The organism is Mycobacterium senriense (genome assembly GCF_019668465.1).
Lineage (GTDB): Bacteria > Actinomycetota > Actinomycetes > Mycobacteriales > Mycobacteriaceae > Mycobacterium > Mycobacterium senriense.
Genome location: NZ_AP024828.1, coordinates 159,273 through 180,296 on the forward strand (window position 1 = coordinate 159,273; position 21,024 = coordinate 180,296).

The following is a 21,024-nucleotide window of genomic DNA, read 5'->3' on the forward strand; positions in this document are numbered from 1 at the left end:
TCGCCTGTCAGCGCGAGCTTGTTGCGGCGGCCACCGGGCCACCGTCGGTAACCGGCACCAATCGCGCCATTCCGCGCAGCAGCCACGGCGTGCGTTTCGCCATCACCGCCACGGCACGGTCCGACCGACGCATCGACGTCCGGGGCCCGGGTGTGGACGCCGCCGCCAGCTGCACTTCGCGCGATGCGCGGCTCGCACCGTGACGGTCGACGGCGACCAGCTCCCAGGCGCCGGGAACGCCACGCAACTCGACGACGCCTCGCTCTTGGAATCCGATCCCGGAGCCGACGACCAAGTCACGAACCGTCCGTGACACCACGATTTCGCCGGCACCGGCTTGACCGAGGATCCGCGCCGCGATGTGGACTGCGATCCCCCCGATGTCGGCATCCATGAGTTCGCATTCTCCCGTGTGGATCCCGGTACGGATTTCGACGCCCAGTTTCTCGGCATCGTCGCGCAGGTTCTCGGCGCACCGGATGCCCTGGGTCGGGCCGTCGAACGTGATGAGGTACCCATCGCCGGTGCTCTTTACCACCGTGCCGGCGTATCGTTCGGTGGCCTCGGCGGTGATCTCACCAAAGCGCTGCAGGACCGCTCGCCACCGCTCGTCGCCAGTCGCCGCGACGCGTTCCGTCGACGCGACGATGTCGGTGAACAGCACCGTCCGTAGGGCGCGATTCAACGGGGCCGGGGTCGCGTGGCTGCCGGTGAGAAGCTCCTCGATCTCGGTGGCGATCTTTTCGGGGTCCGTGAACCACGGCGCATGGTCCGTGCCGTCGAGCTCGACCATGCGCGCGCCGGGTATGTGGTCGGCCAGATACCTGCCCGCCTGCACCGGGACCCCGGGATCTTTGGCGGCGTGCACGACCAAGGTGGGCATGGTGAGTGTCGGCAGGATCGGCCGGACATCGATCTGGAAAGCGGCTTCAAGCGTGACCCGCGCCATCCCGGGGCTCGCGCACATGCGCTCGAGCATTCCCAGCTGGCGTGACGACCGGACGGACGGCAGCAGACACTTGAGTGCCTCACCACTTCCCCACGCCGACACGACCGCCCGGCCGAATTTCTGGAAGCCGATGATCTGGTCTTCAGACGGTGTGTACTCCTCGCCTATCTCACGTATGGAGCGTGCCCGGAGCTCAGCCGGATCAAGATCAAGGTCGTCCCAACCTTCGCTGGGCAGATATGCCGCCGTGCCGGTGAGGATCAAAGCCCGCGTTCTCTCCGGTCGCGTCGCGGCGAACAGAATGGCCGCCGGGCCACCCTCGCTCACCCCGAGCAGCGCAGCCCTTTCGAAGCCGGCGGCGTCCATGACGGCCTCGATCTCGGCCGCCCGATCGTCCAGAGTGCGGACCCGTGGAACGGGGTCCGACAACCCGACGCCGGCCTTGTCGAAGAGGATGACGCGGCAAAACGCCGCGAGCCGCTCCATGAAGGCCTTGAACTCGGGCATGGACCAGTACAGCTCGACATGGCTGGCGAACGAACCAGCGAAGACAAGATCGATCGGCCCGTCGCCAATCACTTGGTACGCCAGGCTGAGATCACCGCAGTTTGCATACGCCGTCTCCGGCACGCAATGAGCGTACCGACTGCATCGCGGTCTAGAACAGCAAATACTTGCCGATTCGCTCAGTTACACAACGGTTTCTTCGGTCACCGCCCGGGCCGCCCGCTTGGCCGGACGTACCGCACCCCACAGGCCCGCGGCGACACCGACAGCGGCGCCGCCCAGGCCGATGATCTGCTGCGAAGGCTTCATCTCGTTGTGGACGCTCATCCCGCCGACCAGGTCGGCCACGTCCGCACCGGCGGAGGCCAGGAACCAGCCGCGGGTGTTCTTACCGCGCAGCGCCGCCGACAAGAGCAGGACACCGATCAGCGCGTCGCGATAGCCCATCGACCGCAACAACAGTTGCGCTGTCGGTGTCGGCTCGTCCGGGTCTCCCCACAATTTGTTCGCCCGCAGCGGGTCGACGAGGAAGGAAACGCCAGAGGCAAGTCGGATGGTGCCCGCAAGAAGGCCGAACCGGTCGATGGACATGGTCTGAGAGCCTAGGAGCAAACCGTCCGATCGTGCACGCATTCCACCCGAGAGTCGCTCACGGCGCGGGGCAGGAATCGGCGATCTGCAGGGACGCCGGCCACAGCACCGTCGCCACCCCGAAGGCCATGGCGTCGGCGCCGGTGGGCGCCACGGCTTCTATCCGCGCCTGAATTCGCTGGGTCTGCTCAGGGTGAAAAGCTGTCCACGCGAACCCGATACACAGGTACGGGATCAACAACCACAATCCCAGCTCGATCAGCCCGCCGACGCTGACCTTGTGCCCGAGAACGCGCCTGACCGGGTCCATCGCCTGTTCGATTCCGCCCATAACCGCACTCCCTACCGCAGCAGCAGTTTCAGCGCGTAGTCGACCACGACATCGAGGTCGGTGCCCAACTGCCCGGCGAGCCACTGCTGCGCGAGCTCGGCCATGGCGCCGGTGTACAGGGCGGCGGCGACCTCCGCGGCCACCGGATCGGAGTCGGGGTTGAGGCGCCAGCCCTCGGTGAGCACGCCCGCGTGCAGCATGTCCTGCGTCGCGCGGCGCCGGGCGGCCAACACCGGGTTGGTGCGCGCGTCGGTGAACAGCACCCGGCCGCGGCGCGGATCAGCGGATGAGAAGCCCAGCACCGCCGCGATGCCGGCCCGGGTCCGGGCGCCCAGCGAGTCCCCCGCCTGCTCGATTGCGGCCTCGATCACTTCGCCGAGCTGATCGCTCACCCGGTCGTAGACCGCGCCGAGCAGATCGCCGGTATCACCGAAGCTTTCGTAGAAGTATCGCGTGTTCAGCCCGCATTCGCGGCACACCGAACGCACGGAGACGGCCGCCTCACCGCCACTGCCGAACAGTCGATAGGCGGCCTCGACCAGCAGCGCACGACGCTCGGCGCGGCGGTCCTTGAGCGGTATACCGGCCCACCGGGTGGGACTCGACATCCCTACAGCGTAAGTCGGGATGGCGCGGGTCTTGTCACACATGTAGCCAAAAACATATTCTGGTTACAGTCGTGACCAGAAGTTTCGAGGGAGTGCGCTGTGTTTCTGCCACACCAGATCGTCGGGCAGCTGATCAACAAACGGTTGGACGACAACATGCGACGGTACTTTTTCCGCGGCATGGAGTTCGCCGCGCCGGTAGGCGATCCGGGTTGGTTCGGCCCCGACAGCGCCGTGTGGCGCGTGCATTCGCACCTGCCCGCGCTGATCTTCGGTCTGCAGTGCGCCGCCTTCATGGAGACCCTGGACCCGTCAATTTATTGGATGGGCATGCACCACTCGCGACTGATCAAGCGGGACAGCAACGGAAACCCGATATCGCAAGTGCCCCGGATCGATCCTGAGGGCGCCGCGACACGTCTCGGCCATTCGGTGGCGTTCTTCATCGGTACGGCATATGGGTCAACGGAAACCGCTGAGCGGCTGGCGAAATCCGTGCGCGCGATGCACCACACCATCAAGGGCACTCGTCCCGACGGCGCCCGCTACGACGCCGACGACCCCGAGTGGCTGCGCTGGAACTACGCGACGGTCGTCTGGGGCCTGGCCACCGCGCACGAGCTCTATCACCCGATGCCGTTGCGCGGCAAGAGCCTCGACCGCTACTACGGTGAGTTCGTCCGCGTCGGGCACGCGCTGGGAGGCACCGACCTGCCGACCACCAAGGCCGAGACGCTCGAGTGCCTGGAGTCCTACTTGCCGAAACTGGCTGTCACTTATGGCAAAGCGATGGGCACCGGCCCCAACGTCCACATGCCGCAGGCTGCCGTCGACTGGGCCATCCGCGACACCATGCCGAAATGGGCCAAACAGATGCTGCAGCACCGCGACTGCAACATCGTCGAACGCACCGCCCGTCGCACCGCGGTGTGGTCGATCATCAACGGGATCAACGCCGCATCCGGCCCCGCGCCGGAATTCCGGCAGGCCCAGGCCAGGGTCAAGGGCGGCACCACGGTCCCCCACACCCTGCCGACCTACGTGCTCGGCAGCGATCAGGTTCGCAGCCGGTCCGAGGTGGAGCGCAGCTTCCAGTCCGTGTAGTCGCTCCCGTCGCCGCCTCCGGTGTTCGACACTGGGGACATCTCACAAACTTCTCCGGCGAAACGTCTACACAGCGTGACAGTTAAACGACCGTTCGAGGCGGTGGTCGTCGACCACGGTCCCGCCGTACTGCGGGTATGCCGCGCCATCGTCGGGCCCGTTGACGCCGACGATGCCTGGTCGGAGACCTTTCTGTCCGCGTTGCGTGGCTACCCGGACCTGCCCGCCGACGCCAATATCGAGGCCTGGCTGGTCACCATCGCGCACCGCAAAACCATCGACCTCACCCGGGCCCGGGCGCGACGCGCAGTGCCGACCCACGACGTCCCCGAGACCGCCGGCCCGGCGGATCCCGACAGGGACGAGGACCTGGCCGACGCACTGGCCCGGCTGCCCGCCAAGCAGAGGCAGGCGGTGGCCTTCCACTACCTGGCCGGCCTGCCCTATTCCGAGATCGCCGCCATCCTCGGCGGCAGTCCCGACGCCGCCCGGCGCGCCGCCGCCGACGGCATCGGCACCCTCAGACGCACATACCCCGGCGTCGCCGCCGGCACGACCGGGACAGGAGAACACCGATGAGCAACGAACACGAATTGATCCGCGAGCTGACGCAGAGCACCGACGCCACCGCCGGCGACCTGGGCACACTGCACGTCCGGCTCGCCGCCGCCGCGCAAGCCGAGGACCTCCTCGACATCGCCTACCGCATCGTCGACAGTCCGGTCGGCGCCTTGCTGATCGCGGCCACCGAACTCGGCCTCGTCCGCGTCGCCTACGCCAGCGAGGGTCACGACACCGTCCTGCAAAGCCTCGCCGAGAGGATCAGCCCGCGCATCCTGCTCGCACCCAGCCGCCTCGACACGGCCGCACGGCAACTCGACGAGTACTTCTCCGGTAAGCGCCGGGATTTCGGCGTGCCGCTGGACTGGCGGCTCTCGGCCGGATTCCGCAACACGGTGCTTCGTCATCTGCCCGAGATCGGCTACGGTCACACCGCGAGCTATGCCGCGGTGGCCAAGCTGGCCGGCAATCCGAACGCGGTTCGCGCCGTCGGCAGTGCGTGTGCCACCAATCCGCTACCGGTCGTGGTGCCCTGCCACCGCGTGGTGCGCAGCGACGGCGCGATGGGCGGCTATCTCGGGGGCGTGGAAGCCAAACGCATCCTGCTCACCCTCGAGGCCGCGGCCTAACTCGGATCCGGGCGAATCCCGTTGCGGGACAACCCCGCCGCCCGTACCGGCCGCTAGGCGGCGCCCGGCGTGAGGGGCGGAAGGTCGATCACCGGCGACGACTGCTGCGTCCGCGCGGGCTGCGGTGCCTGGTTGACATGCTGCCCCAGGTGCTGCGGGCAGTAGGCGCTCGCCGCGATCATGGTGAACTGGGCAGCGCCGTCGACCGTGAACCCCGGATTACTCGACGACACGCTCTTGATCACGTCGACCTGGGGACTGCCCTCGTCCATCAGTTCGCATGCCCGTTTACCCACCCCGACGGCCGCAGCCGGGTCCCGGTAGGTGATGCCCGCCTGGTTGAGCGCCGCGATGAAGCTCCCATCAGCTCCCGAAGTGCCGACCGGGTCGGCGTACGCGGGCGCGGCCACGCCGGCGAGGGCGGCGCAGCCCGCAAGCACTAGCAGCATTCGCATCGCTTCATCCTCATATAGATCGGCGGCCCTGTCCTGCCGAGCCCCGCCGGCTGTGGATAACGGCGGCAAACGCCCACGTCGGGCCGCCGGGCGCCGTTTCCGCACGAATCCTGACACCCGGCCCTATGTGGTACACAGTGGCTATGTCCGCGCTGTCCCAGCAACATCGTTGAGAGCCCCGGCGTGGACGACGATCGACTCCTGACTCCCGGCCGGACCTGCTGGCGCACGGCACGGGCCGAGCAGTTCGCCGCCATCATCGACGCGGCCGACTACTTCAGGCACGTCAAGGCCGCGATGCTGCGCGCCCGCCAGCGGATCATGCTGATCGGCTGGGACTTCGATTCCAGGGTGAACTTCGAGCGGGGCGAGAAGACACTTCCCGGGCCGAACCAGCTGGGCGCGTTCCTTTACTGGATGCTCTGGAAACGGCCGGGCCTGGACATCTACCTGCTCAAGTCCAATCTGCGTCTGCTGCCGGCCTTCGACGGCATCTGGTTCGGCCTCACCCCGGTGTCTCTGCTGAACCAGATCAGCAGCAGGCGAATGCATTTCGCCATCGACGGCGCCCATCCGATTGGCTCTGTGCATCATCAGAAGATCGTGGTCGTCGACGATGCGGTGGCGTTCTGCGGCGGCATCGATCTGACGCTCGAACGATGGGACACCCGGGCGCACGCGCATGACAGCCCTCACCGCCGCACGGCGGGGCGCAGCTACGGGCCGCGGCACGACGTCGGCCTGGCCGTCGATGGTGCGGCCGCACGCGCCCTGGGTGAGCAGGCCCTGGCCAGGTGGCAGACCGCGACCAAACACTCGTTGGCTCCGGTCGAGGCCAAGCACAGCACCTGGCCCAGCAAGCTGGAACCGGACCTGCGCAACGTCGACGTCGGAATCGCACGCACCGTGCCGGAGCGCGAAGACCGCGCCGAGGTCCGGGAGGTGGAGGCGCTCAACCTGGCCGCCATCGCGGCGGCGCGCCACACCATCTATGTGGAGAACCAATACCTGGCATCCCGAACGATTGCCCAGGCGCTGGTTGCGCGGCTGCGCGAGGACGATGGTCCAGAGATCGTCATCGTGCTGGCCCGCAGAGGCAACAACCCGCTCGAGCGCGGAACGATGGACAGCGCCCGTCACCGCCTCATCCGGCTGCTGTGGGAAGCCGACGATCATGGCCGGCTGGGCGTCTATTGGCCGGCGACCGACGGCGGCACGCCGATCTACATCCATTCCAAGGTACTGGTGGTCGACGACCGGCTGCTGCGCATCGGCTCGTCGAACTTCAACAACCGCTCGATGGGCTTCGACAGCGAGTGCGACGTCGCGATCGAGGCGCAGCCGGCCAACTCCGAACACGACGACGTACGCCGCGAAATCGCCTCGGTGCGAAGCGAATTGATGGCGGAGCACCTCGGCGTTTCGGTGGGCGACTTCGAAAACGCGGTCGGCGAGCACCGGTCGGTGCGCAAGGCGATCGAGGCACTTCGCGGAGAAGGCAAGACGTTGCGGCCCTTCACCGAGCGGACCGTCGCCAACGAGGCGGGCCGGCTGGCCGAGAACGACCTGATGGATCCCGACCACGTCCCACGGTCGCTGACCCGCAGCGTGCAACGGTTCATCACCGGCCTACGGGGTTGACCGTCAGCGATTCGGGTGTGGGTTGAGCCGAACTCGGCCTAGGGTGGGCAGAAGTGCCAGTGGACTAAGGACGAGCACCAATGAGCATCGACGACGACTCCGTCACCACGCTGGAGGACCTGCGGGGAGACCTGGCGCAGCGGTACAAGCGGACGCCGACCGGTGGAAGCGCGGCGGACAGCGCGACCGTCGAGGCCGACATGGCCGCACTCGATCGCGACGGCTACGTCATCTGGGAGAACCTGCTCACCGCCGAGCAGTGCTCGCAGATCCGTGAGGTGGTGCGCCCTTGGCTGGGGCACACCGGCCGCAACTCGTTCGAAGGCCTGCGCACCCAGCGCATCTACAGCCTGCTGAGTAGGACCCGGGTGTGCGATCGGCTGGTCGATGACCCGCGGGTGCTCGCGGTGCTCGATCGGCTGCTGATGCCCAACTATCTGCTTTCGGCGTTGCAGGCCATCAACATTCAGCCCGGCGAGGCCGCGCAGCTGGCGCACCACGACGACGGGTTCTACCCGATTCCGCGGCCCCGGGAACCGCTGGCGGCCGCGACGATCTGGGCGATCGACGACTTCACCGCCGACAACGGCGCCACCGTCGTCTATCCGGGCAGCCACCGCTGGGGCAAGCGCCGGCCGGGACCCGACGATCAGGCCCTACCCGTCGTGATGCCCACCGGCTCGTGCGTCTTCTTCGTCGGCACCCTCTGGCACGGCGGGGGTGCCAACGACACCGGCCGCGACCGCCTCGCCGTCACCGCCCAGTACTGCCAACCATGGCTGCGGCCGATGGAGGCCTACACCTTGTCGATATCGCGCGACATCGCGCGGGCGGTCTCCGGTGACCTTCGCCGGATGCTCGGCTACAGCATTCATCCGCCATTCGTCGGCAACGTCGACGGCCTGCATCCGTTGCGGCTGTTGGAATTAAGCACAGATGCGACGGGCCAAGGCACGTGATTGCTTGGCCATGTAGGCGATCAACCCGGGCCTGCTCACCAAGCCGTGGAAGTACAGTCCCTGCGCCGCGGGAGTCGGGGCGTACTGCGCAGCTGATCCCTGCGGCGTGAGCACGCCGAGATGACCGACCAGCCCCGCGGGATTTGGGTGGTATCACCGCCCCCTTTCCCGAGCGGGCCGCGGTCCTCGCGGTCACGGGCCGCTTCCTGACGAACTTTGCGGACATGGTCGGCGACTGGGCGGACTGGGCCGGCACGGTCGTCGGCTACCAACCGACTGAGGGGATGACGGGTGCCTCAACTCCGCGTTCCCCGGGTTTGAAGCGGTGCGACCAGGCTATTCTCAGATCTGTCATGACGCGTCGAGCGGGCCCGCCCGGCGAAGAAGCAAATTCACCGACGGACGGGCCCCGGAACCGCTTGCACCGCAACCACAGGATGGTGGCCGGTGCCAAGGTGCTGGCCGCCTTGATATCCCTGGTGGTGGTCGCCGTCATCGGCATCGCCTGGCACGCCTATCGGAGCGCGTCGGCGGGCATCACCAAATCCGAGGCATTGGCCGGTGAGCCCGCGTCGACCGGAAGCGACCAGAACATCCTGATCATGGGCCTGGATAGCCGCCGTGACCAGCACGGGCAGCCGCTGCCACCCGACATTTACGACGCGCTGCACGCGGGCAACGAGGATTCGGCTGACGGCGATTCCGACGCGCTCATCGTGGTGCACCTTCCTGCCGGCGGCGGTCCGGCCACGGCGATCTCGATCCCCCGCGACGATTATGTCGATCTGGCGGGATGCCCGACCTCGGATTGCCGCGGCAAGATCAAGGAGGCCTACAGCTACGCCTACCAGAGGGTGATCGCCGGCCACGGTTCCGCGGGCTCGCAGCCGACTCCGACCCCGCTGCAAGGGCAAGGCTCGACGGAAAAGGAACAGGCGGCGCGGGAGGCGGGCCGCAAAGCCGAAATCAGCACCGTCAAAAGTCTTCTGCAGATCCCGATCGATCACTTCATCGAAGTCACCCTGGCCGGGTTCTTCCAACTCGCCCGGGTGGTCGAACCGATCACGGTGTGCCTGAGCGCGGACACCTCGGACCGGTACTACTCCGGCGCGGACTTTCATAAAGGCGTCCAACAGATCAGCGCAACGCAGGCGTTGGCCTTCGTCCGGCAACGCCGCGACCCCAACGACGCGGCGTTCACCGACCTTGATCGAAGTCGACGCCAGCAGGCCTTCATCGTCTCGGTGGTCAGTGCGATGCGCCGCGGCGGAACGTTTTCGGACGCAACCAAACTGCACGCCCTGTTGGATGTCGCCAAGCAGAACGTCGCCGTCGACGCCGGTTTCGACTTCGACGAATTCATTCGTAATGCGTTGGCATTCCCCAACAGACCGGTGGTGCTGTACACGCTGCCGGTCACCAGCTTCGGTCAACTCTCAGATGGCGCCTATGTGAACTTCATCGACGTACCCACCATCCGCTCGATCGTGCACAACCTGGTGGGCGCCGATTCGTCTGTTGCACCCTCGACCAGCAGCCCCACCACGACGGCGCAACCGGACAGCGACACGCAGAGCACCTCCGGCGGCGTCGCGCTCGACGTCGTCAATGCCTCGGGCCAACAGGGAGAGGCGGCAACCGTTCAAATGCTCTTGGCGACTGGGAAGTTCAGTGAAGGCAGGCTCAGCACGGCCGACTCGACCACCGAGACGAGCAGCATCGCGTACGGACCCGGCGCGAAGATGGCGGCGACCGAGCTCGCCGACCAGTACGACATAACGGCGACCGCATCCGACGGCGTTGCCCGCAACACGGTTCGGTTGACCGTCGGGACCGATATCTACCGGTTCGACCAGACCCGCAATTCCACGTCGGAATCGCCGACCGCAACCGCCACGGCACCCGTCACCACCGTGCCCGCCACCGGAAGCGGAGCGCAGCAACCCGCCGTAACCAATCTCTCGCGGATGACCGCCGACGGCATTCCCTGCGTGAAATGACAAGGTGCTACGGCGTTTTGCGTGGGGCCGGCGTCGAGGCCGGTGGCGCGGCGCCGTAAAGCTGCAAGGCTTGCGCCGCGGCCGTGGCCACCGCACCCCTGAGGTGGGAGATCGGCGGGCTCCCCCGTAGGTGGATCGAGTTAGAGAGCAGGATGACGTAGGTATTCGAACCTGGGTCGATCCACAGCGTGGTTCCGGTAAACCCGGTGTTGCCGAAGCTGCCGACGGGAAAGACCTTCCCGCGCGGCCCGGAGAACGCGGTGTCGATGTCCCAGCCAAAACCAAACAGGCTTTGCCCTTCGATCGCCGGATAGGTCGGAGTGTGAGCTTGTTGAACGGCGCGGTTTGCCGCCACAAGTTGTTCGGCGGTATGGCCGGGCTGCTGAGGAGTCGTCATCAGCTCGAGAGTTTCTGGCCGCAAAGGAAACTCACTCGGGCGGTTGGCCAGCCGGTCAAGCAGCGACTGCGCGAAGATGCTGACATCGTGCGCCGTCGAGAACATGCCGGCATTGCCGGCAACTCCCCCCATCCGGCGTGCCGTCGGGTCATGCACCGTACCCCGAAGCAGGGCAAAGAAATCCGGATTCTTGCCGGGGTCGTCTCTGCTTTCCTCGTCGCGGGCCGTCGGCGCGACGCGCGGCAGCAGGCTGGTGTTCCAAGTCCCTGCGGGACAAGCCATCGACTCGCCCCCCGCCGGCGCGGGGGCCCAGGCAACCGCTGCTCCTCTGATCGTGTGGGGCCCGCAGGCCTTGGCCGCGGGAAGGTAGCGGGTGTCTTGCAGGCCAAGCGGCGCAAACACATCGCGTTGGACGTAGGTGTCTTCGGGCTCACCCGTGGTCTTCTCGAGCAGCGCGCCCAGCAGGATGTAGTTGATGTCGGAGTATCGGAAGAGCTCACCCGGACCCGACTGCAGCGGCGTGGTGAGCGCGCGATGGATGCCTTCGGCTTTGTCGGGTCCGCCCAGCCCCCATGGGTCTGCCAGGCTTACGTCGATACCCTCGCCGGACGTGTTGGTCAGCAGCATGCGCACCGTGACCTGTGCCCGCCGTGGATCGTTCGTCGTATTGAAGTCGGGCAGATATTTCTGCACCGGATCGTCGAACGCCACCTTGCCCTGTTCGTAGAGCTGCATGATGGCGACCGCCGTTGCAAGGCACTTCGTCAATGACGCCATATCGAAGATCGTGTCCTCGGTCATCGGCTCCGCGGGTGCGGGCGATCCGTCCAGCCCCGGTTCGCCCGCAAGTTTGCGCGACCCGTATGCCTGGTGGAAGACGACCTTGCCATCGTGCCCGACCATTACCACGCCGCCCGGCAGCCCGCCTGCCGCGATCGCGTCGTTCATCAGCTTGGAGATGGTCGCGAATTCGGGTGCGGGAGCCGCAGTCGGCGCCGCAACGGGCACCGGCGTCTGTGCGGGCGTCTGCGCGGGCTGCTGCGGGCGGTCGGCTACCGGTGTGCGTGCCGTAAAAGTCCACGGAGAAACCGCGATGAGGGCGAGCAACACAATTGCGACCACAATCGTCTTGCGTAGCAAGGATGGCCAGAACTTCCACCCGCCACTGACTACCGGCATACGGCAAGCGTAAGTCGGCGGCCTGACGGCATCCAGTGCGCCTTCGGCTTCGACGCAAAGGGACTGCTGCGCACGAGATTAGGAGCGGCTTGCAGTAGCGTTGGCGCCGGACCTGTCTCGCGACACCAGGTCGCGACGGTCGTGTCGCGATGGAGCAAGCGGTGAGGACCCATCCCCAGTGATATCCGGCAGGCGGTGGGTCGCCGTGCTGGCGCACACGATGGCCGCCGGGGTCACATTGACGCACTGCAGCGCCGCGCCGAATCCCCCTGCGGCCAGGCCATCGTCCGCCGTGCCGGCTGCCGGCCCGTCGTCGCCCGCCGCCAGCAACGTTCACCCGGTCACCGCCGCGGAGCTCGGTGCGAGCTGGCGGCCGGGCTGCCCGGTGGACCCCGCGCAGCTACGACGAGTCGAGGTTGACCACCTCGGTTTCGACGGCCGGACCTATCGCGGCGAGCTGATCGTGCACCAGGACCTGGTGCCGGAGGTCATCGCGGTCTTCGGGCAGCTCTACCGAGTGGGATTTCCCATCGAGAAGATCCGCACGGCGGACCGCTACCCGGGCGCCGACGACGAGCTCTCCATGGAGGACGACAACACGTCGGCCTTCAATTGCCGGGGCATCCCGGGAAGCGAGCACTGGTCGCAACACGCCTACGGTCGGGCCATCGATGTGAATCCGCGTCTCAACCCGTGCGTCTACGCCGACGGCACTTTTCAACCGCGCAACGCGGCGGAGTATCTGGACCGCAGTCGCAGCGACCCAGGGCTCTTGCACGGCGGGGACCCCGGCGTGCGCATCTTCGCGGACCGCGGGTGGCGGTGGGGCGGCGATTGGACGTCGCCCGTCGACTACCAGCACTTTGAGCGACCGTGAGCCGGGCCTCTGCAAGAATGGACGGATATGTCGCGCTCATTCGACGTCTCGACCGAGTCGTCCGCCACCGTCGAACAAATACATGCCGCGTTCGGTCGCGAGGACTATTGGCTGGCCCGCATCGCGGCCGGCTCCGCGGACGCCACGTTGGATTCCCTGGTGAGCGACGCCGACGGCACCGTGACGGTGCGCACGACCCAGCACCTGGGCCGTCAACTTCTCCCCGGGCTGGTCGCCAAATTCGTCACCGGTGACGTGAAGATCGTGCAAACCGAGTCGTGGCGACCGGACGGCGACCGACAGGTGCGCGGGCACGTCAGTGTCTCGGCGTCCGGCGGGTTGGGGTCGGGCCGTGCGGAAAGCCGACTGGCGCCGACGGATGACGGCGGTTCACAACTGCACTCGACTCTGAGGGTGGAGGTCAAGATCCCGCTGGTCGGCGGCAAGCTGGAGAAAACCATCGGATCCGATTTGTCCAAGGGCATCCCCGAGATGCTGCGCTTCACCACCACGTGGATCATCGACAACACCTGAGGCTTAACTCGTCGGTCGCGTCCTGTCGTATTTCAGGGCCGAAATGGAGCAAACCGGCATTCGCGCGATGGGCGGTACCGGCAAGATCGTGACCAATGCCGGCCTGGTATTCGCCTTTCACCATGGCCTCCATGGTGGTCAGCGACCTGCGAGTCATCGGGCAAGTAGGGACCACCATCGGCTTGGGCTTGCTGTTCGACACGCTGGTCGTGCGTGCGTTCATGACCCCGGCGATCGCGACGCTTCTCGGGCGCTGGTTCTGGTGGCCGCAAAAAGTGCGCCCCCGACCCGCCAGCGCGTTGCTTCGTGCCAATGGCCCGCGGCCCCTGGTTCGCGCACTGCTACTTCGGGAATCGACGGGCAACCACCGCCGCTACGAGCTCGGCTCCGACGCGGAAGCCGAACGGTAGCCATAGCGGTCAATGACTTCGCCCCAGCGCTCGGTGACGATTTTGCACTGCTCCGCAGTCAGCTCGTAGCTGTTCGTCTCGTAGTCCGCGTGGTCGGCAAGGTACTGGCGCAGGCGCGGCCGGTATTGCTCGAAGCCCCCCAACCTCAAATGCTCGTACAGGCGGCGCAACTGCCCTTCGGGATCAGCGATCAGATCCTCATAGCGCAACTCGTAAAAGCGTGCCGGGTCAACGAGTTCGCGCCCTTCGTCCACCTTGCGGTAAAGGTCGACGTAGGTCGCGAGAACTCTCTCGTCCAATCCCTCGAAGGTCGGTCGTTGCAGGCTGTGCACCCGAGACAACGACTTCACGAGATGAATGCTGGACGGATAAACGACATATGGATCCCGGACGATGTGGATGAACTTCGCTTCCGGAAAGATGTCCAGGAGGACCTTGATTCGGAAGCTGTGGTTGGGGTTCTTGAGGACGACGGCCTTGCGGTGGCGGAAATACAACCGCTGAACGAACTGGAAGAGGACCCTTTTCCATGCCGCTAGTTCTCGCGGCGACAAGTGCTCCAAATCAAGGAACCGCTCATGCTCAGGCGGCCGGTTCGGAAACGCCAGCGTCAGATACGGCGACGGCTGTCCTTGCATGATCCACACGAACTCGTCTTCCTGCGGGTGATGCAAGCTCGAATCCATCTTGTCCATGGCCCGATGCTTCGACACCATGAATCCCGCCAACGGCGCCAACCACTCGGTCAGCAGAAAGTGCTGCGGTACAACGCATTCGAAGCCCGTCGGGCCGATGTAGCGATCGTCGAGCACCAACAGTTCGTGCAACAATGTGGTGCCGGTACGCCAGTGCCCGACGATGAAGATCGGCGGATCGGTGATCGTCGTTTCGGCCACGCGTCTGTCGAACACGATCTTCTGCAACAACCCCAGACAGGAGTTGACCACGCTGACCAGCGTGTAAAGGGTGGCGTAGTGCCAGCGGCTCCAGTGCACCGCAAAACGGTTACGGATCAGCAGGCGCGCCCACGCCGAGAAATTGCAGCCTATCCACACCGGCGCGGCCCACTCCTGCCACCAGGAGAATCGAGGTGTCGCGCGGGGATTCTTCATCGCACGTGGACGTGCTCTACGCGGTTGCGCGGGGCGTAACGGCCACGCGTAACCGGACCAGGCCGCGAAGGTTGGCGTTTGTCGTCCACGTCGGCGGCTCGACCACATCTATCCGGTCGAGGTTGGTGACGATCTCGCGCAGGACCGCCTGGCCCTCCATCCGTGCCAAATGGGTCCCGGGACACGAGTGGATGCCGGAGCCGAACGCGAGATGACCGGCCGAATTACGTTCGGCACGAAAGACATCTGGGTCATCGTATTGACGCGGGTCACGATTCGCTGCACCCCACAGCAGCAGCACACGGGAGCCTGCCGGTATGACGGCGCGGCCGACGGGGTAGTCGACGCGCGTTGTACGGCACATGTTTTGGACCGGAGCCAGGTAGCGAAGTTGCTCCTCAACCGCGGAAGGGATCAGCTCTGGTCGCTGTGCAAGGAGCCTGAGCTGTTCTGGATATTCGGCCAGCGTCAGGAATAAGGTGCTGATCATATTCGCCGTGGTCTCGTGGCCCGCAACCATCAGTAATACGGCGAACAAGAACAATTCGTCATCGCTGAGCCGCCCACGGTCGGCATGTCCGGCGAGCCGTCCGAGAACGGTGCACTCCCCCAGCTGCCCGTTATCGCGCATCTGCGTGAAGAGCGCACGCAATCGCCGAAATCCGGTGAAGCCGTGCATCAGCGACCCCAGGCCCGAAACCGACAGGTTGACGTCGGTGATACGAGCCGCCTGGTTCGACAAACGGATGAAAGCGGCCTCGTCCGGTCCAGCAATGCCGAGAACATTGGTGATGGTGCGCATCGGCATCGGTGCGGCCACGAGGGAGACGACGTCCGCGGTTCCCCGCTCCTTCAGACCGCCGACCAACTCTCGGGCCAGTTCGTCGACCATCGGACGCCAGGATTCCAGTGCGCCGCGCGTCATCCCCGGCGCCAGCTGCTTGCGCATCCGCGTGTGTACTGGCGGATCAGACGTGGGAAGGAAAGGCGCCGCACCCCTGGAAAATGTGACTCCCTCCGCACTGGACAACATCTCGTGGTTACGTGCAGCCGCACGGACGTCGGAATATCTGCTCAAGATGTAGACATCGCGCTTGGGGTTGTACTGCACCCGCTCGCCCGCCAAAAGCTCTCGATAGTGCGGGTATGGATCACGGGCGATCGCGGGGCTCATTGGGTCGAATTCGGTGATCTGCACATGCTCTGGGGCATGGCCGCCGGCCAGCCTGGAGCGGACCTTTCTGGCCGCGGTGAGCGCCAGTACTTTTGCCAGCATCGGCGCGCACGCCCGCGCAAGCTGGGCGTCGCGCCTCATCGTTGTCGCGAGCGTCGGGACGCGCCGAGTCGCGACATCGCCCATCGGCAACGACAAGTCTCGCGTGGCCGGCACAGAGTACGAGCCACCGCGCCCAAAGGGGCACCCGCCGCCTTGCCGCACCCAACCCTCTGCTTCTTCGGCACCGGATAGCGTCGCCGTCATCAGCCCCCGATCCCAGAAAGGTTAGTTAGGTTGCGGAATGATGTAAGGGTAGCGGCACCATGCTAATCACGCAGGTCGGGAAAAGCCGATGAGTTCGTCGACGTGGCCAACGCAGTTTCCCCTCCCGTTAACGGCTGTTAGCCTGGCCGACAATCGGCCGGCGTCGCACTGCTTCGACTCCTGCGAAAGGCGACGTTCATGAACCACATCCGAGTCGGCATCAGCAGTCAGCTTCTCAATTCTCGATATTCCCCGACCATGCTCGCGCGCACCAACTTGCGAATGGCCGCGGCCAGCGGTGTCGACTCCTACTGGGCGGCCGACCACCTGAATTCGCTGTTCCCACGCTCGCTCGCCACGCCGGGCTACCTCGGTGTCGCCAAACTGATCCCAAAGGTTGACGCTCAACTCGAACCGTGGACGATGCTCGGACATCTTGCTTCCCGCAAGCGCTTTGGACGTCTACGGCTTGGTGTCGGCGTGACGGATACCAACCGACGTCATCCGGCGGTCACCGCCCAGGCTGCCGCCACGTTGCACTTGATCAGCCGTGGCCACGCCATTCTGGGCATCGGTGTGGGAGAGCGGGAGGGCAATGAGCCCTACGGAGTTGACTGGACCAAACCCGTGGCACGCTTTGAAGAGGCGATCGCCACGATCCGTGCCCTGTGGAACTCCCGTGGCGAACCCATCTCGCGTGAGTCGCCGTACTTTCCCTTGCGTAACGCGGTGTTCGACCTGCCCCCGTACCGCGGCAAATGGCCCGAGATCTGGATCGCCGCAAAGGGCCCGCGGATGCTGCGGGCCACCGGGCGCTACGCCGACGCCTGGTTCCCCGGCCTCGTCTCGGGACCCAAAGACTACGCATCGGGTCTGGAAGCAGTGCGAACAGCGGCGTCCGACGCCGGCCGCGCCCCTGGTTCGATCACGCCGGCAATCTCAGCCTTTGTCGTCACCGGACGAAGCCCCGACGACGTCGAGCAGGCCCTTAATTCAGACGCCGCAAAGGCCTTCGCGCTCATCATCCCTGGCCAGATGTGGGCCGACCACGGCGTACAGCATCCGCTGGGAGGTGAATTCAGCGGCGCGCAAGATCTGGTCCCGCAAACGTTGGACGAGCACACCGTGTTGTCCTACACCAAGAACGTCCCGGTATCACTGCTCAAAGACGCACTTCTGGCCGGGACGCCCGACGAGGTCGTCGATCAGGCTGCGCAGTGGCGCGACCACGGAGTGCGCTATTTCGTTGTCAATAACCTCAGCTACCTGCAGCCGGCCTTGCGGAAGGGCCTTGCATCCAGCGCGCCGTTTTTCAAGATTCTGCGCGGGCTCAAGAAACTATGAAGTCCCCGTGCGGCCGTCGACTGGTCTACTGCGTGGGCGCGTCCGCACCGAAGGTTTCGCCGTGCAGTTCGATCAAGGCGTGCAGTTGCTCGAGATAGTGCTGCAACGAATGGTGGACGAATCGAGCCGAGAGGGTGGTGGTGCCGCCGTCGGCCAACTCCCGCAACGTATCCCGTGTCGCCTCGGGTTTCCCGGCCGGATCCAGGGCTTGCTCCGCGGGCATCACCACCTCGAAATCGGGCGGTAATTCGAACTGTTGCAACCAGTCCGCGGCGGTGTGGATCGACACGTAGTACGGGCACCAACCGTCCGCGAGGGTGACCGCACGCCGCAGGGAACGTCGTGTGCGCCCGCCGACCCAGATCGGCACGTGCGGCTGTACCGCACAGGGGTCCACGGTCAACCCGCCGAACGAGTAGAACGCACCGTGATACGTCGGCTCGTTGCTCGGCAGTGCCGCCCGCAGCGCCCTCAGGGCGTCATCGCCGCGGGCGCCGCGGTCGTCGAAAGGCACACCGAGAAGGTCGAACTCTTCCTTGAGCGAACCGACGCCCACACCGAGGATCAGCCGCCCATTGCTGACGTGGTCCAGTGTGCCGTAACGCTTTACGATCGCCAGCGGATGGTGGTACCCCAGCACCAACGTCATCGTCGCGAAGCGAAGTCGTTTGGTGCGCCCGGAAACATAACCGAACGTTGCCAGCGGATCCCAGTAGCGAGCTCCGCGCCGACCGGATTCGGTCGAAGGCATGCCGATGTGCTCGCTGCAGGTCATGTGGTGATAGCCGAGCCGATCCGCGACCTCCGCGACCCGGCCGATGTCCTCGATGCCGGCGTCCTTCTCCCATTCCAGGGGCGCACCAGCGACATTGGTGACGACCGGGGTGGCGATGCCGAGCTTCACTGCAGGGGCTCTTCACCCGCGAGAATCGTTCGGTGCATGAGGCGGCCGCTGTCGACCGAATACGGCAACACCCGGTGCATGGTCCCGGTGTTGTCCCAGATGAGCAGGTCGCCGGGCTGCCACTGATGCTGATAGACATACTGCGGCTGGGTGGCCCAATCACGAAGCCGCGCAAGCAGTGCGCGGCTTTCCTCTACCGGCAGGCCGATCACGTAATCCGAGGTCGCGCCCAACAGCAAGGATTTGCGCCCGGATTGATGCGTCCACACGATCGGGCACGCCTTCGTGGGTGACTTCTGCCAGAAGGCCACCTCGTCGTAACTCATCTCCGGGGTGACGTAATACTGCGAGCGCTCCGCGCTGTGCACCACGCGAAGCTCCGCGATCGCGTCCTTGTCGGCATCCGGCAGGTCGTCGTAGGCGGCGTAGGTGTTGCAGAATTCGGTCTGCCCCCCGGTCTCGGAGAGCTGCACCGCGCGCAGCAGCGTGGCCAGATTGGGCAGCGGCTGCAGCGATCCGTCGAAATGCCAGAACATCGAGCCCTGCAGGTATTTGGCGCGCTGATTGACCTTCTCGTCGAGGGAGATCTTATTGATGCCGCCCTGGCCCTCGTTGGCGACGAGCGTGCCGAGGGTCTTGGCGATGGCGACTTGCTCGTCGTCACCGATGTCCAGGCCGCGGAAGAAGACCACGCCGCGCCGCTCGAGAACGTCGCGGATCGTCGGCGCCTCCCGCCCGCTCAGCAGCGTGTCGAGATCGGTCCTGATTTCGCTGCCGATTGTCGGCGTCACGTCGAGGATCTCCAGCTGTGCCGAACCGATTCCCATGGCCTTAACTCACTCTCGTGAGGATGGTGTTGGCCGAATGCTTGACCCGCGGCTGTTTCCACAGCTCGACCGCCAACGAGACGGTGATCAGCGAGTAGAGCAGGTTGCGCAGATTGGCGACGTCGTCGGGCAGCGGCTCGGAGTAGTCGAACTTGTCGATGTAGACGACGGCTTCCTCGGCGTGCGGAAACACCTCGTCGTAGAAGGCCCGGATTTGCTCCATGGAGCTGTTGACGCGTTTGACGTAGCGCTGGTGGCCATCCTCGATCGCCCACTCGGGCACCAAGTGCTCGAGTTGCGAGAACTCTTTCGGCAGAACCGTACTCATCGTTGACCCGCCTTCGCCGCTTCGCCGGCCGCAACATAATCACCGACCACCTTGTGGAGGTGGCGCACCAGAATTTCCTCGTCATTCATCGTGAAATGCGTCAGGACACCGCTGTTGAGCATCGCCTGCAGACCCTCGGACGGGCTCGCGTCCTCGAGGATGATGTCGTTGAGGAAGGTCACGGTGAGCTCCTGACCGAGTCGCTCCCTGTGCGTCCTCGGCGGCTGATAGAACATCTCGACTTCGAACACGTGCGAGTGCGGGCCGGTAGGCCAGTGAGCGTGGGTGGTGAAGCCGGATGCGCCGAAGATGATGACGAAGTTGGGGAAGAACTGGAACGAGTCGAACCCGTACTTCTCCGACCGCGTGGGATTGATCCCGGGGGGCATCGACCCTCGATCGATCTTCTTGTTCCAGGGACCCGCGGCGCTGGCTTCCATCACGCATTCAATTGGCTTGGAATACGGCGTCTTCTGCGAGGGTTCACCGGAGAACGAGAACATCCGATGCGGGCCGCTGAGCTGGTAGGCCAGCGCGTCGGTGAACGGGTTCGGCTGGTCGAACGCGTCTCTGGCCTCCGCGGTGACAGCGCCGAACGACGATGCGTGCAGGTACGGGCCATGGTAACTCTCGGCGAAGCTGTCGACGAAAATCTTCCAGTTGCACTGCAACTCGACCGAGAACTTGTAGACCTGATGCGGCCCGTCGAACGGATAGCCCTCGATGCCATGGGCCAATTCGCCGAGGAATGACCGCAGCGGCTCGGTGTTGTGCGGGTTGAGGTTGATGAAGATGAAGCCTTCCCACACCTCGCACTGCACCGCCGGCACCTGGCAGCTGTCCGCGTCGAAGTCCAGCAGCAGGTCCTTGCGGGTGGCCGAGTGCAGCGAGCCGTCCAGCTTGTAGCGCCACCCGTGAAAGCGGCAGTACAGCAACGGGGCGCGGCCGGACACTTCCTGGAACGGGTCGTCCTCCCACAGCATCTTGTTGCCGCGGTGCGGGCAGATGTTGTGGAAGGCGCGGATCACCTGATCTTTGCCGCGCACGACGATGATCGAGGTGTTCACGAACCTGAACTCGCGGGTGAAGTAGCTGCCCGAGCGGGGGACTCGTTCGACTCTCCCCACGTAAAGCCAAGTCTTCCTGAAGACGTGCTCGCGTTCCTTCTCGTAGAACTCTTCGGATACACAATCTTCGAGCGACACCGGGCCGCGGCCGAGTTCGGGATATGCGTCGGTCCAGTGCCCGTTTGGGGGCTTGGCGACGGCGATGGGCTGATTCATCCCCGCGTACCTCC

The 21,024-nt window shown here is 65.5% G+C and carries 21 protein-coding genes and 1 pseudogene; 10 read left to right on the forward strand and 12 right to left on the reverse strand.

Annotation, left to right across the window (positions count from 1 at the left end; translation table 11 throughout):
* Nucleotides 1-7: 7 nt before the first annotated feature.
* Genes MTY59_RS00785 through MTY59_RS00800 form a run of 4 tightly spaced genes read right to left on the reverse strand, consistent with a single transcriptional unit; the run spans nucleotide 8 to nucleotide 2,986 of the window.
* Nucleotides 8-1,579: an adenylate/guanylate cyclase domain-containing protein gene (locus MTY59_RS00785; protein WP_221043996.1), complete on the reverse strand. Its 1,572-nt coding sequence runs from the start codon at nucleotides 1,577-1,579 to the stop codon at nucleotides 8-10.
* Nucleotides 1,580-1,639: 60 nt separating this feature from the next.
* Complete coding sequence (locus tag MTY59_RS00790) at nucleotides 1,640-2,047, reverse strand: DUF4267 domain-containing protein (RefSeq protein WP_221043997.1); 408 nt, start codon at nucleotides 2,045-2,047, stop codon at nucleotides 1,640-1,642.
* A gap of 58 nt (nucleotides 2,048-2,105) precedes the next feature.
* Nucleotides 2,106-2,378 (reverse strand): hypothetical protein, encoded by a 273-nt coding sequence (locus MTY59_RS00795; protein ID WP_221043998.1) that lies wholly within the window; start codon nucleotides 2,376-2,378, stop codon nucleotides 2,106-2,108.
* An 11-nt stretch (nucleotides 2,379-2,389) separates the two neighbouring features.
* On the reverse strand, nucleotides 2,390-2,986 hold the full coding sequence (locus MTY59_RS00800; RefSeq protein ID WP_221043999.1) for a TetR/AcrR family transcriptional regulator: 597 nt from the start codon (nucleotides 2,984-2,986) through the stop codon (nucleotides 2,390-2,392).
* Between the two features lie 99 nt (nucleotides 2,987-3,085).
* On the opposite strand from MTY59_RS00800, the gene MTY59_RS00805 reads away from it, so the two are divergent.
* The 3 genes from MTY59_RS00805 to MTY59_RS00815 all read left to right on the forward strand — a co-directional run bounded on the left by MTY59_RS00805 (nucleotide 3,086) and on the right by MTY59_RS00815 (nucleotide 5,280).
* Nucleotides 3,086-4,090: an oxygenase MpaB family protein gene (locus tag MTY59_RS00805; RefSeq protein ID WP_221044000.1), complete on the forward strand. Its 1,005-nt coding sequence runs from the start codon at nucleotides 3,086-3,088 to the stop codon at nucleotides 4,088-4,090.
* A 75-nt stretch (nucleotides 4,091-4,165) separates the two neighbouring features.
* Nucleotides 4,166-4,669, forward strand: coding sequence for an RNA polymerase sigma factor (locus MTY59_RS00810; RefSeq protein WP_221044001.1), 504 nt, complete (start codon nucleotides 4,166-4,168; stop codon nucleotides 4,667-4,669).
* Nucleotides 4,666-5,280: a methylated-DNA--[protein]-cysteine S-methyltransferase gene (locus tag MTY59_RS00815; protein WP_221044002.1), complete on the forward strand. Its 615-nt coding sequence runs from the start codon at nucleotides 4,666-4,668 to the stop codon at nucleotides 5,278-5,280. Before MTY59_RS00810 ends, MTY59_RS00815 begins: the two co-directional genes overlap by 4 nt.
* Nucleotides 5,281-5,333: 53 nt before the next feature.
* Here MTY59_RS00815 and MTY59_RS00820 read toward each other — a convergent pair whose 3' ends face one another.
* Complete coding sequence (locus MTY59_RS00820; RefSeq protein WP_221044003.1) at nucleotides 5,334-5,735, reverse strand: DUF732 domain-containing protein; 402 nt, start codon at nucleotides 5,733-5,735, stop codon at nucleotides 5,334-5,336.
* A 183-nt stretch (nucleotides 5,736-5,918) separates the two neighbouring features.
* Here MTY59_RS00820 and MTY59_RS00825 point away from each other — a divergent pair, with 183 nt between their 5' ends.
* The 3 genes from MTY59_RS00825 (at nucleotide 5,919) to MTY59_RS00835 (ending at nucleotide 10,335) form a co-directional block, all read left to right on the forward strand.
* Nucleotides 5,919-7,376: a phospholipase D-like domain-containing protein gene (locus MTY59_RS00825; protein WP_221044004.1), complete on the forward strand. Its 1,458-nt coding sequence runs from the start codon at nucleotides 5,919-5,921 to the stop codon at nucleotides 7,374-7,376.
* A gap of 80 nt (nucleotides 7,377-7,456) precedes the next feature.
* Complete coding sequence (locus tag MTY59_RS00830) at nucleotides 7,457-8,335, forward strand: phytanoyl-CoA dioxygenase family protein (RefSeq protein WP_221044005.1); 879 nt, start codon at nucleotides 7,457-7,459, stop codon at nucleotides 8,333-8,335.
* Nucleotides 8,336-8,772: 437 nt separating this feature from the next.
* Entirely contained in the window at nucleotides 8,773-10,335 is a 1,563-nt protein-coding gene (locus MTY59_RS00835) for an LCP family protein (RefSeq protein WP_221046184.1), read from the forward strand.
* Nucleotides 10,336-10,342: 7 nt separating this feature from the next.
* On the opposite strand, the gene MTY59_RS00840 is transcribed toward MTY59_RS00835, so the two are convergent.
* Nucleotides 10,343-11,911, reverse strand: coding sequence for a serine hydrolase domain-containing protein (locus tag MTY59_RS00840; RefSeq protein WP_221044006.1), 1,569 nt, complete (start codon nucleotides 11,909-11,911; stop codon nucleotides 10,343-10,345).
* 220 nt (nucleotides 11,912-12,131) lie between these two features.
* Between MTY59_RS00840 and MTY59_RS00845 the strand changes: the two genes are divergently transcribed.
* The 3 genes and pseudogenes from MTY59_RS00845 to MTY59_RS00855 form a co-directional block, all read left to right on the forward strand.
* Nucleotides 12,132-12,788, forward strand: a complete 657-nt coding sequence (locus MTY59_RS00845; RefSeq protein WP_221046185.1) for a M15 family metallopeptidase — start codon at nucleotides 12,132-12,134, stop codon at nucleotides 12,786-12,788.
* A gap of 27 nt (nucleotides 12,789-12,815) precedes the next feature.
* Nucleotides 12,816-13,322: a DUF2505 domain-containing protein gene (locus MTY59_RS00850; protein ID WP_221044007.1), complete on the forward strand. Its 507-nt coding sequence runs from the start codon at nucleotides 12,816-12,818 to the stop codon at nucleotides 13,320-13,322.
* 55 nt (nucleotides 13,323-13,377) lie between these two features.
* Nucleotides 13,378-13,732 (forward strand): annotated as a pseudogene (locus MTY59_RS00855) (MMPL family transporter); the annotation flags it as partial.
* On the opposite strand, the gene MTY59_RS00860 reads toward MTY59_RS00855, so the two are convergent.
* Nucleotides 13,696-14,844, reverse strand: coding sequence for a sulfotransferase family protein (locus MTY59_RS00860; protein ID WP_221044008.1), 1,149 nt, complete (start codon nucleotides 14,842-14,844; stop codon nucleotides 13,696-13,698). The pseudogene MTY59_RS00855 and the gene MTY59_RS00860 overlap by 37 nt on opposite strands.
* A 16-nt stretch (nucleotides 14,845-14,860) precedes the next feature.
* A complete protein-coding gene (locus MTY59_RS00865) occupies nucleotides 14,861-16,324 on the reverse strand; it encodes a cytochrome P450 (protein ID WP_221044009.1) in 1,464 nt (487 codons plus the stop codon).
* Between the two features lie 198 nt (nucleotides 16,325-16,522).
* Between MTY59_RS00865 and MTY59_RS00870 the strand changes: the two genes are divergently transcribed.
* Nucleotides 16,523-17,668 (forward strand): LLM class flavin-dependent oxidoreductase, encoded by a 1,146-nt coding sequence (locus tag MTY59_RS00870; protein WP_221044010.1) that lies wholly within the window; start codon nucleotides 16,523-16,525, stop codon nucleotides 17,666-17,668.
* A 25-nt stretch (nucleotides 17,669-17,693) separates the two neighbouring features.
* Here MTY59_RS00870 and MTY59_RS00875 read toward each other — a convergent pair whose 3' ends face one another.
* Genes MTY59_RS00875 through MTY59_RS00890 form a run of 4 tightly spaced genes read right to left on the reverse strand, consistent with a single transcriptional unit; the run spans nucleotide 17,694 to nucleotide 21,010 of the window.
* Nucleotides 17,694-18,572: a TIGR03619 family F420-dependent LLM class oxidoreductase gene (locus MTY59_RS00875; protein ID WP_221044011.1), complete on the reverse strand. Its 879-nt coding sequence runs from the start codon at nucleotides 18,570-18,572 to the stop codon at nucleotides 17,694-17,696.
* Nucleotides 18,569-19,399, reverse strand: coding sequence for a TauD/TfdA dioxygenase family protein (locus MTY59_RS00880; protein WP_221044012.1), 831 nt, complete (start codon nucleotides 19,397-19,399; stop codon nucleotides 18,569-18,571). Before MTY59_RS00880 ends, MTY59_RS00875 begins: the two co-directional genes overlap by 4 nt.
* 4 nt (nucleotides 19,400-19,403) lie before the next feature.
* The gene (locus MTY59_RS00885) at nucleotides 19,404-19,727 is read right to left on the reverse strand and encodes a hypothetical protein (protein ID WP_221044013.1); all 324 of its coding nucleotides are present in this window, start codon (nucleotides 19,725-19,727) and stop codon (nucleotides 19,404-19,406) included.
* Nucleotides 19,724-21,010, reverse strand: a complete 1,287-nt coding sequence (locus MTY59_RS00890) for an aromatic ring-hydroxylating oxygenase subunit alpha (protein ID WP_221044014.1) — start codon at nucleotides 21,008-21,010, stop codon at nucleotides 19,724-19,726. The genes MTY59_RS00885 and MTY59_RS00890 overlap by 4 nt, the downstream gene beginning before the upstream one ends.
* Between the last annotated feature and the right edge of the window lie 14 nt (nucleotides 21,011-21,024).

Coding starts and splice junctions, on each gene's coding strand:
- MTY59_RS00790 (WP_221043997.1), bottom strand. CDS start 2,047: ATGTCCATCGACCGGTTCGGCCTTCTTGCGGGCACCATCCGACTTGCC.
- MTY59_RS00795 (WP_221043998.1), bottom strand. CDS start 2,378: ATGGGCGGAATCGAACAGGCGATGGACCCGGTCAGGCGCGTTCTCGGG.
- MTY59_RS00800 (WP_221043999.1), bottom strand. CDS start 2,986: ATGTCGAGTCCCACCCGGTGGGCCGGTATACCGCTCAAGGACCGCCGC.
- MTY59_RS00815 (WP_221044002.1), top strand. CDS start 4,666: ATGAGCAACGAACACGAATTGATCCGCGAGCTGACGCAGAGCACCGAC.
- MTY59_RS00820 (WP_221044003.1), bottom strand. CDS start 5,735: ATGCGAATGCTGCTAGTGCTTGCGGGCTGCGCCGCCCTCGCCGGCGTG.
- MTY59_RS00830 (WP_221044005.1), top strand. CDS start 7,457: ATGAGCATCGACGACGACTCCGTCACCACGCTGGAGGACCTGCGGGGA.
- MTY59_RS00835 (WP_221046184.1), top strand. CDS start 8,773: ATGGTGGCCGGTGCCAAGGTGCTGGCCGCCTTGATATCCCTGGTGGTG.
- MTY59_RS00840 (WP_221044006.1), bottom strand. CDS start 11,911: ATGCCGGTAGTCAGTGGCGGGTGGAAGTTCTGGCCATCCTTGCTACGC.
- MTY59_RS00845 (WP_221046185.1), top strand. CDS start 12,132: ATGGCCGCCGGGGTCACATTGACGCACTGCAGCGCCGCGCCGAATCCC.
- MTY59_RS00850 (WP_221044007.1), top strand. CDS start 12,816: ATGTCGCGCTCATTCGACGTCTCGACCGAGTCGTCCGCCACCGTCGAA.
- MTY59_RS00860 (WP_221044008.1), bottom strand. CDS start 14,844: ATGAAGAATCCCCGCGCGACACCTCGATTCTCCTGGTGGCAGGAGTGG.
- MTY59_RS00865 (WP_221044009.1), bottom strand. CDS start 16,324: ATGACGGCGACGCTATCCGGTGCCGAAGAAGCAGAGGGTTGGGTGCGG.
- MTY59_RS00870 (WP_221044010.1), top strand. CDS start 16,523: ATGAACCACATCCGAGTCGGCATCAGCAGTCAGCTTCTCAATTCTCGA.
- MTY59_RS00880 (WP_221044012.1), bottom strand. CDS start 19,399: ATGGGAATCGGTTCGGCACAGCTGGAGATCCTCGACGTGACGCCGACA.
- MTY59_RS00885 (WP_221044013.1), bottom strand. CDS start 19,727: ATGAGTACGGTTCTGCCGAAAGAGTTCTCGCAACTCGAGCACTTGGTG.
- MTY59_RS00890 (WP_221044014.1), bottom strand. CDS start 21,010: ATGAATCAGCCCATCGCCGTCGCCAAGCCCCCAAACGGGCACTGGACC.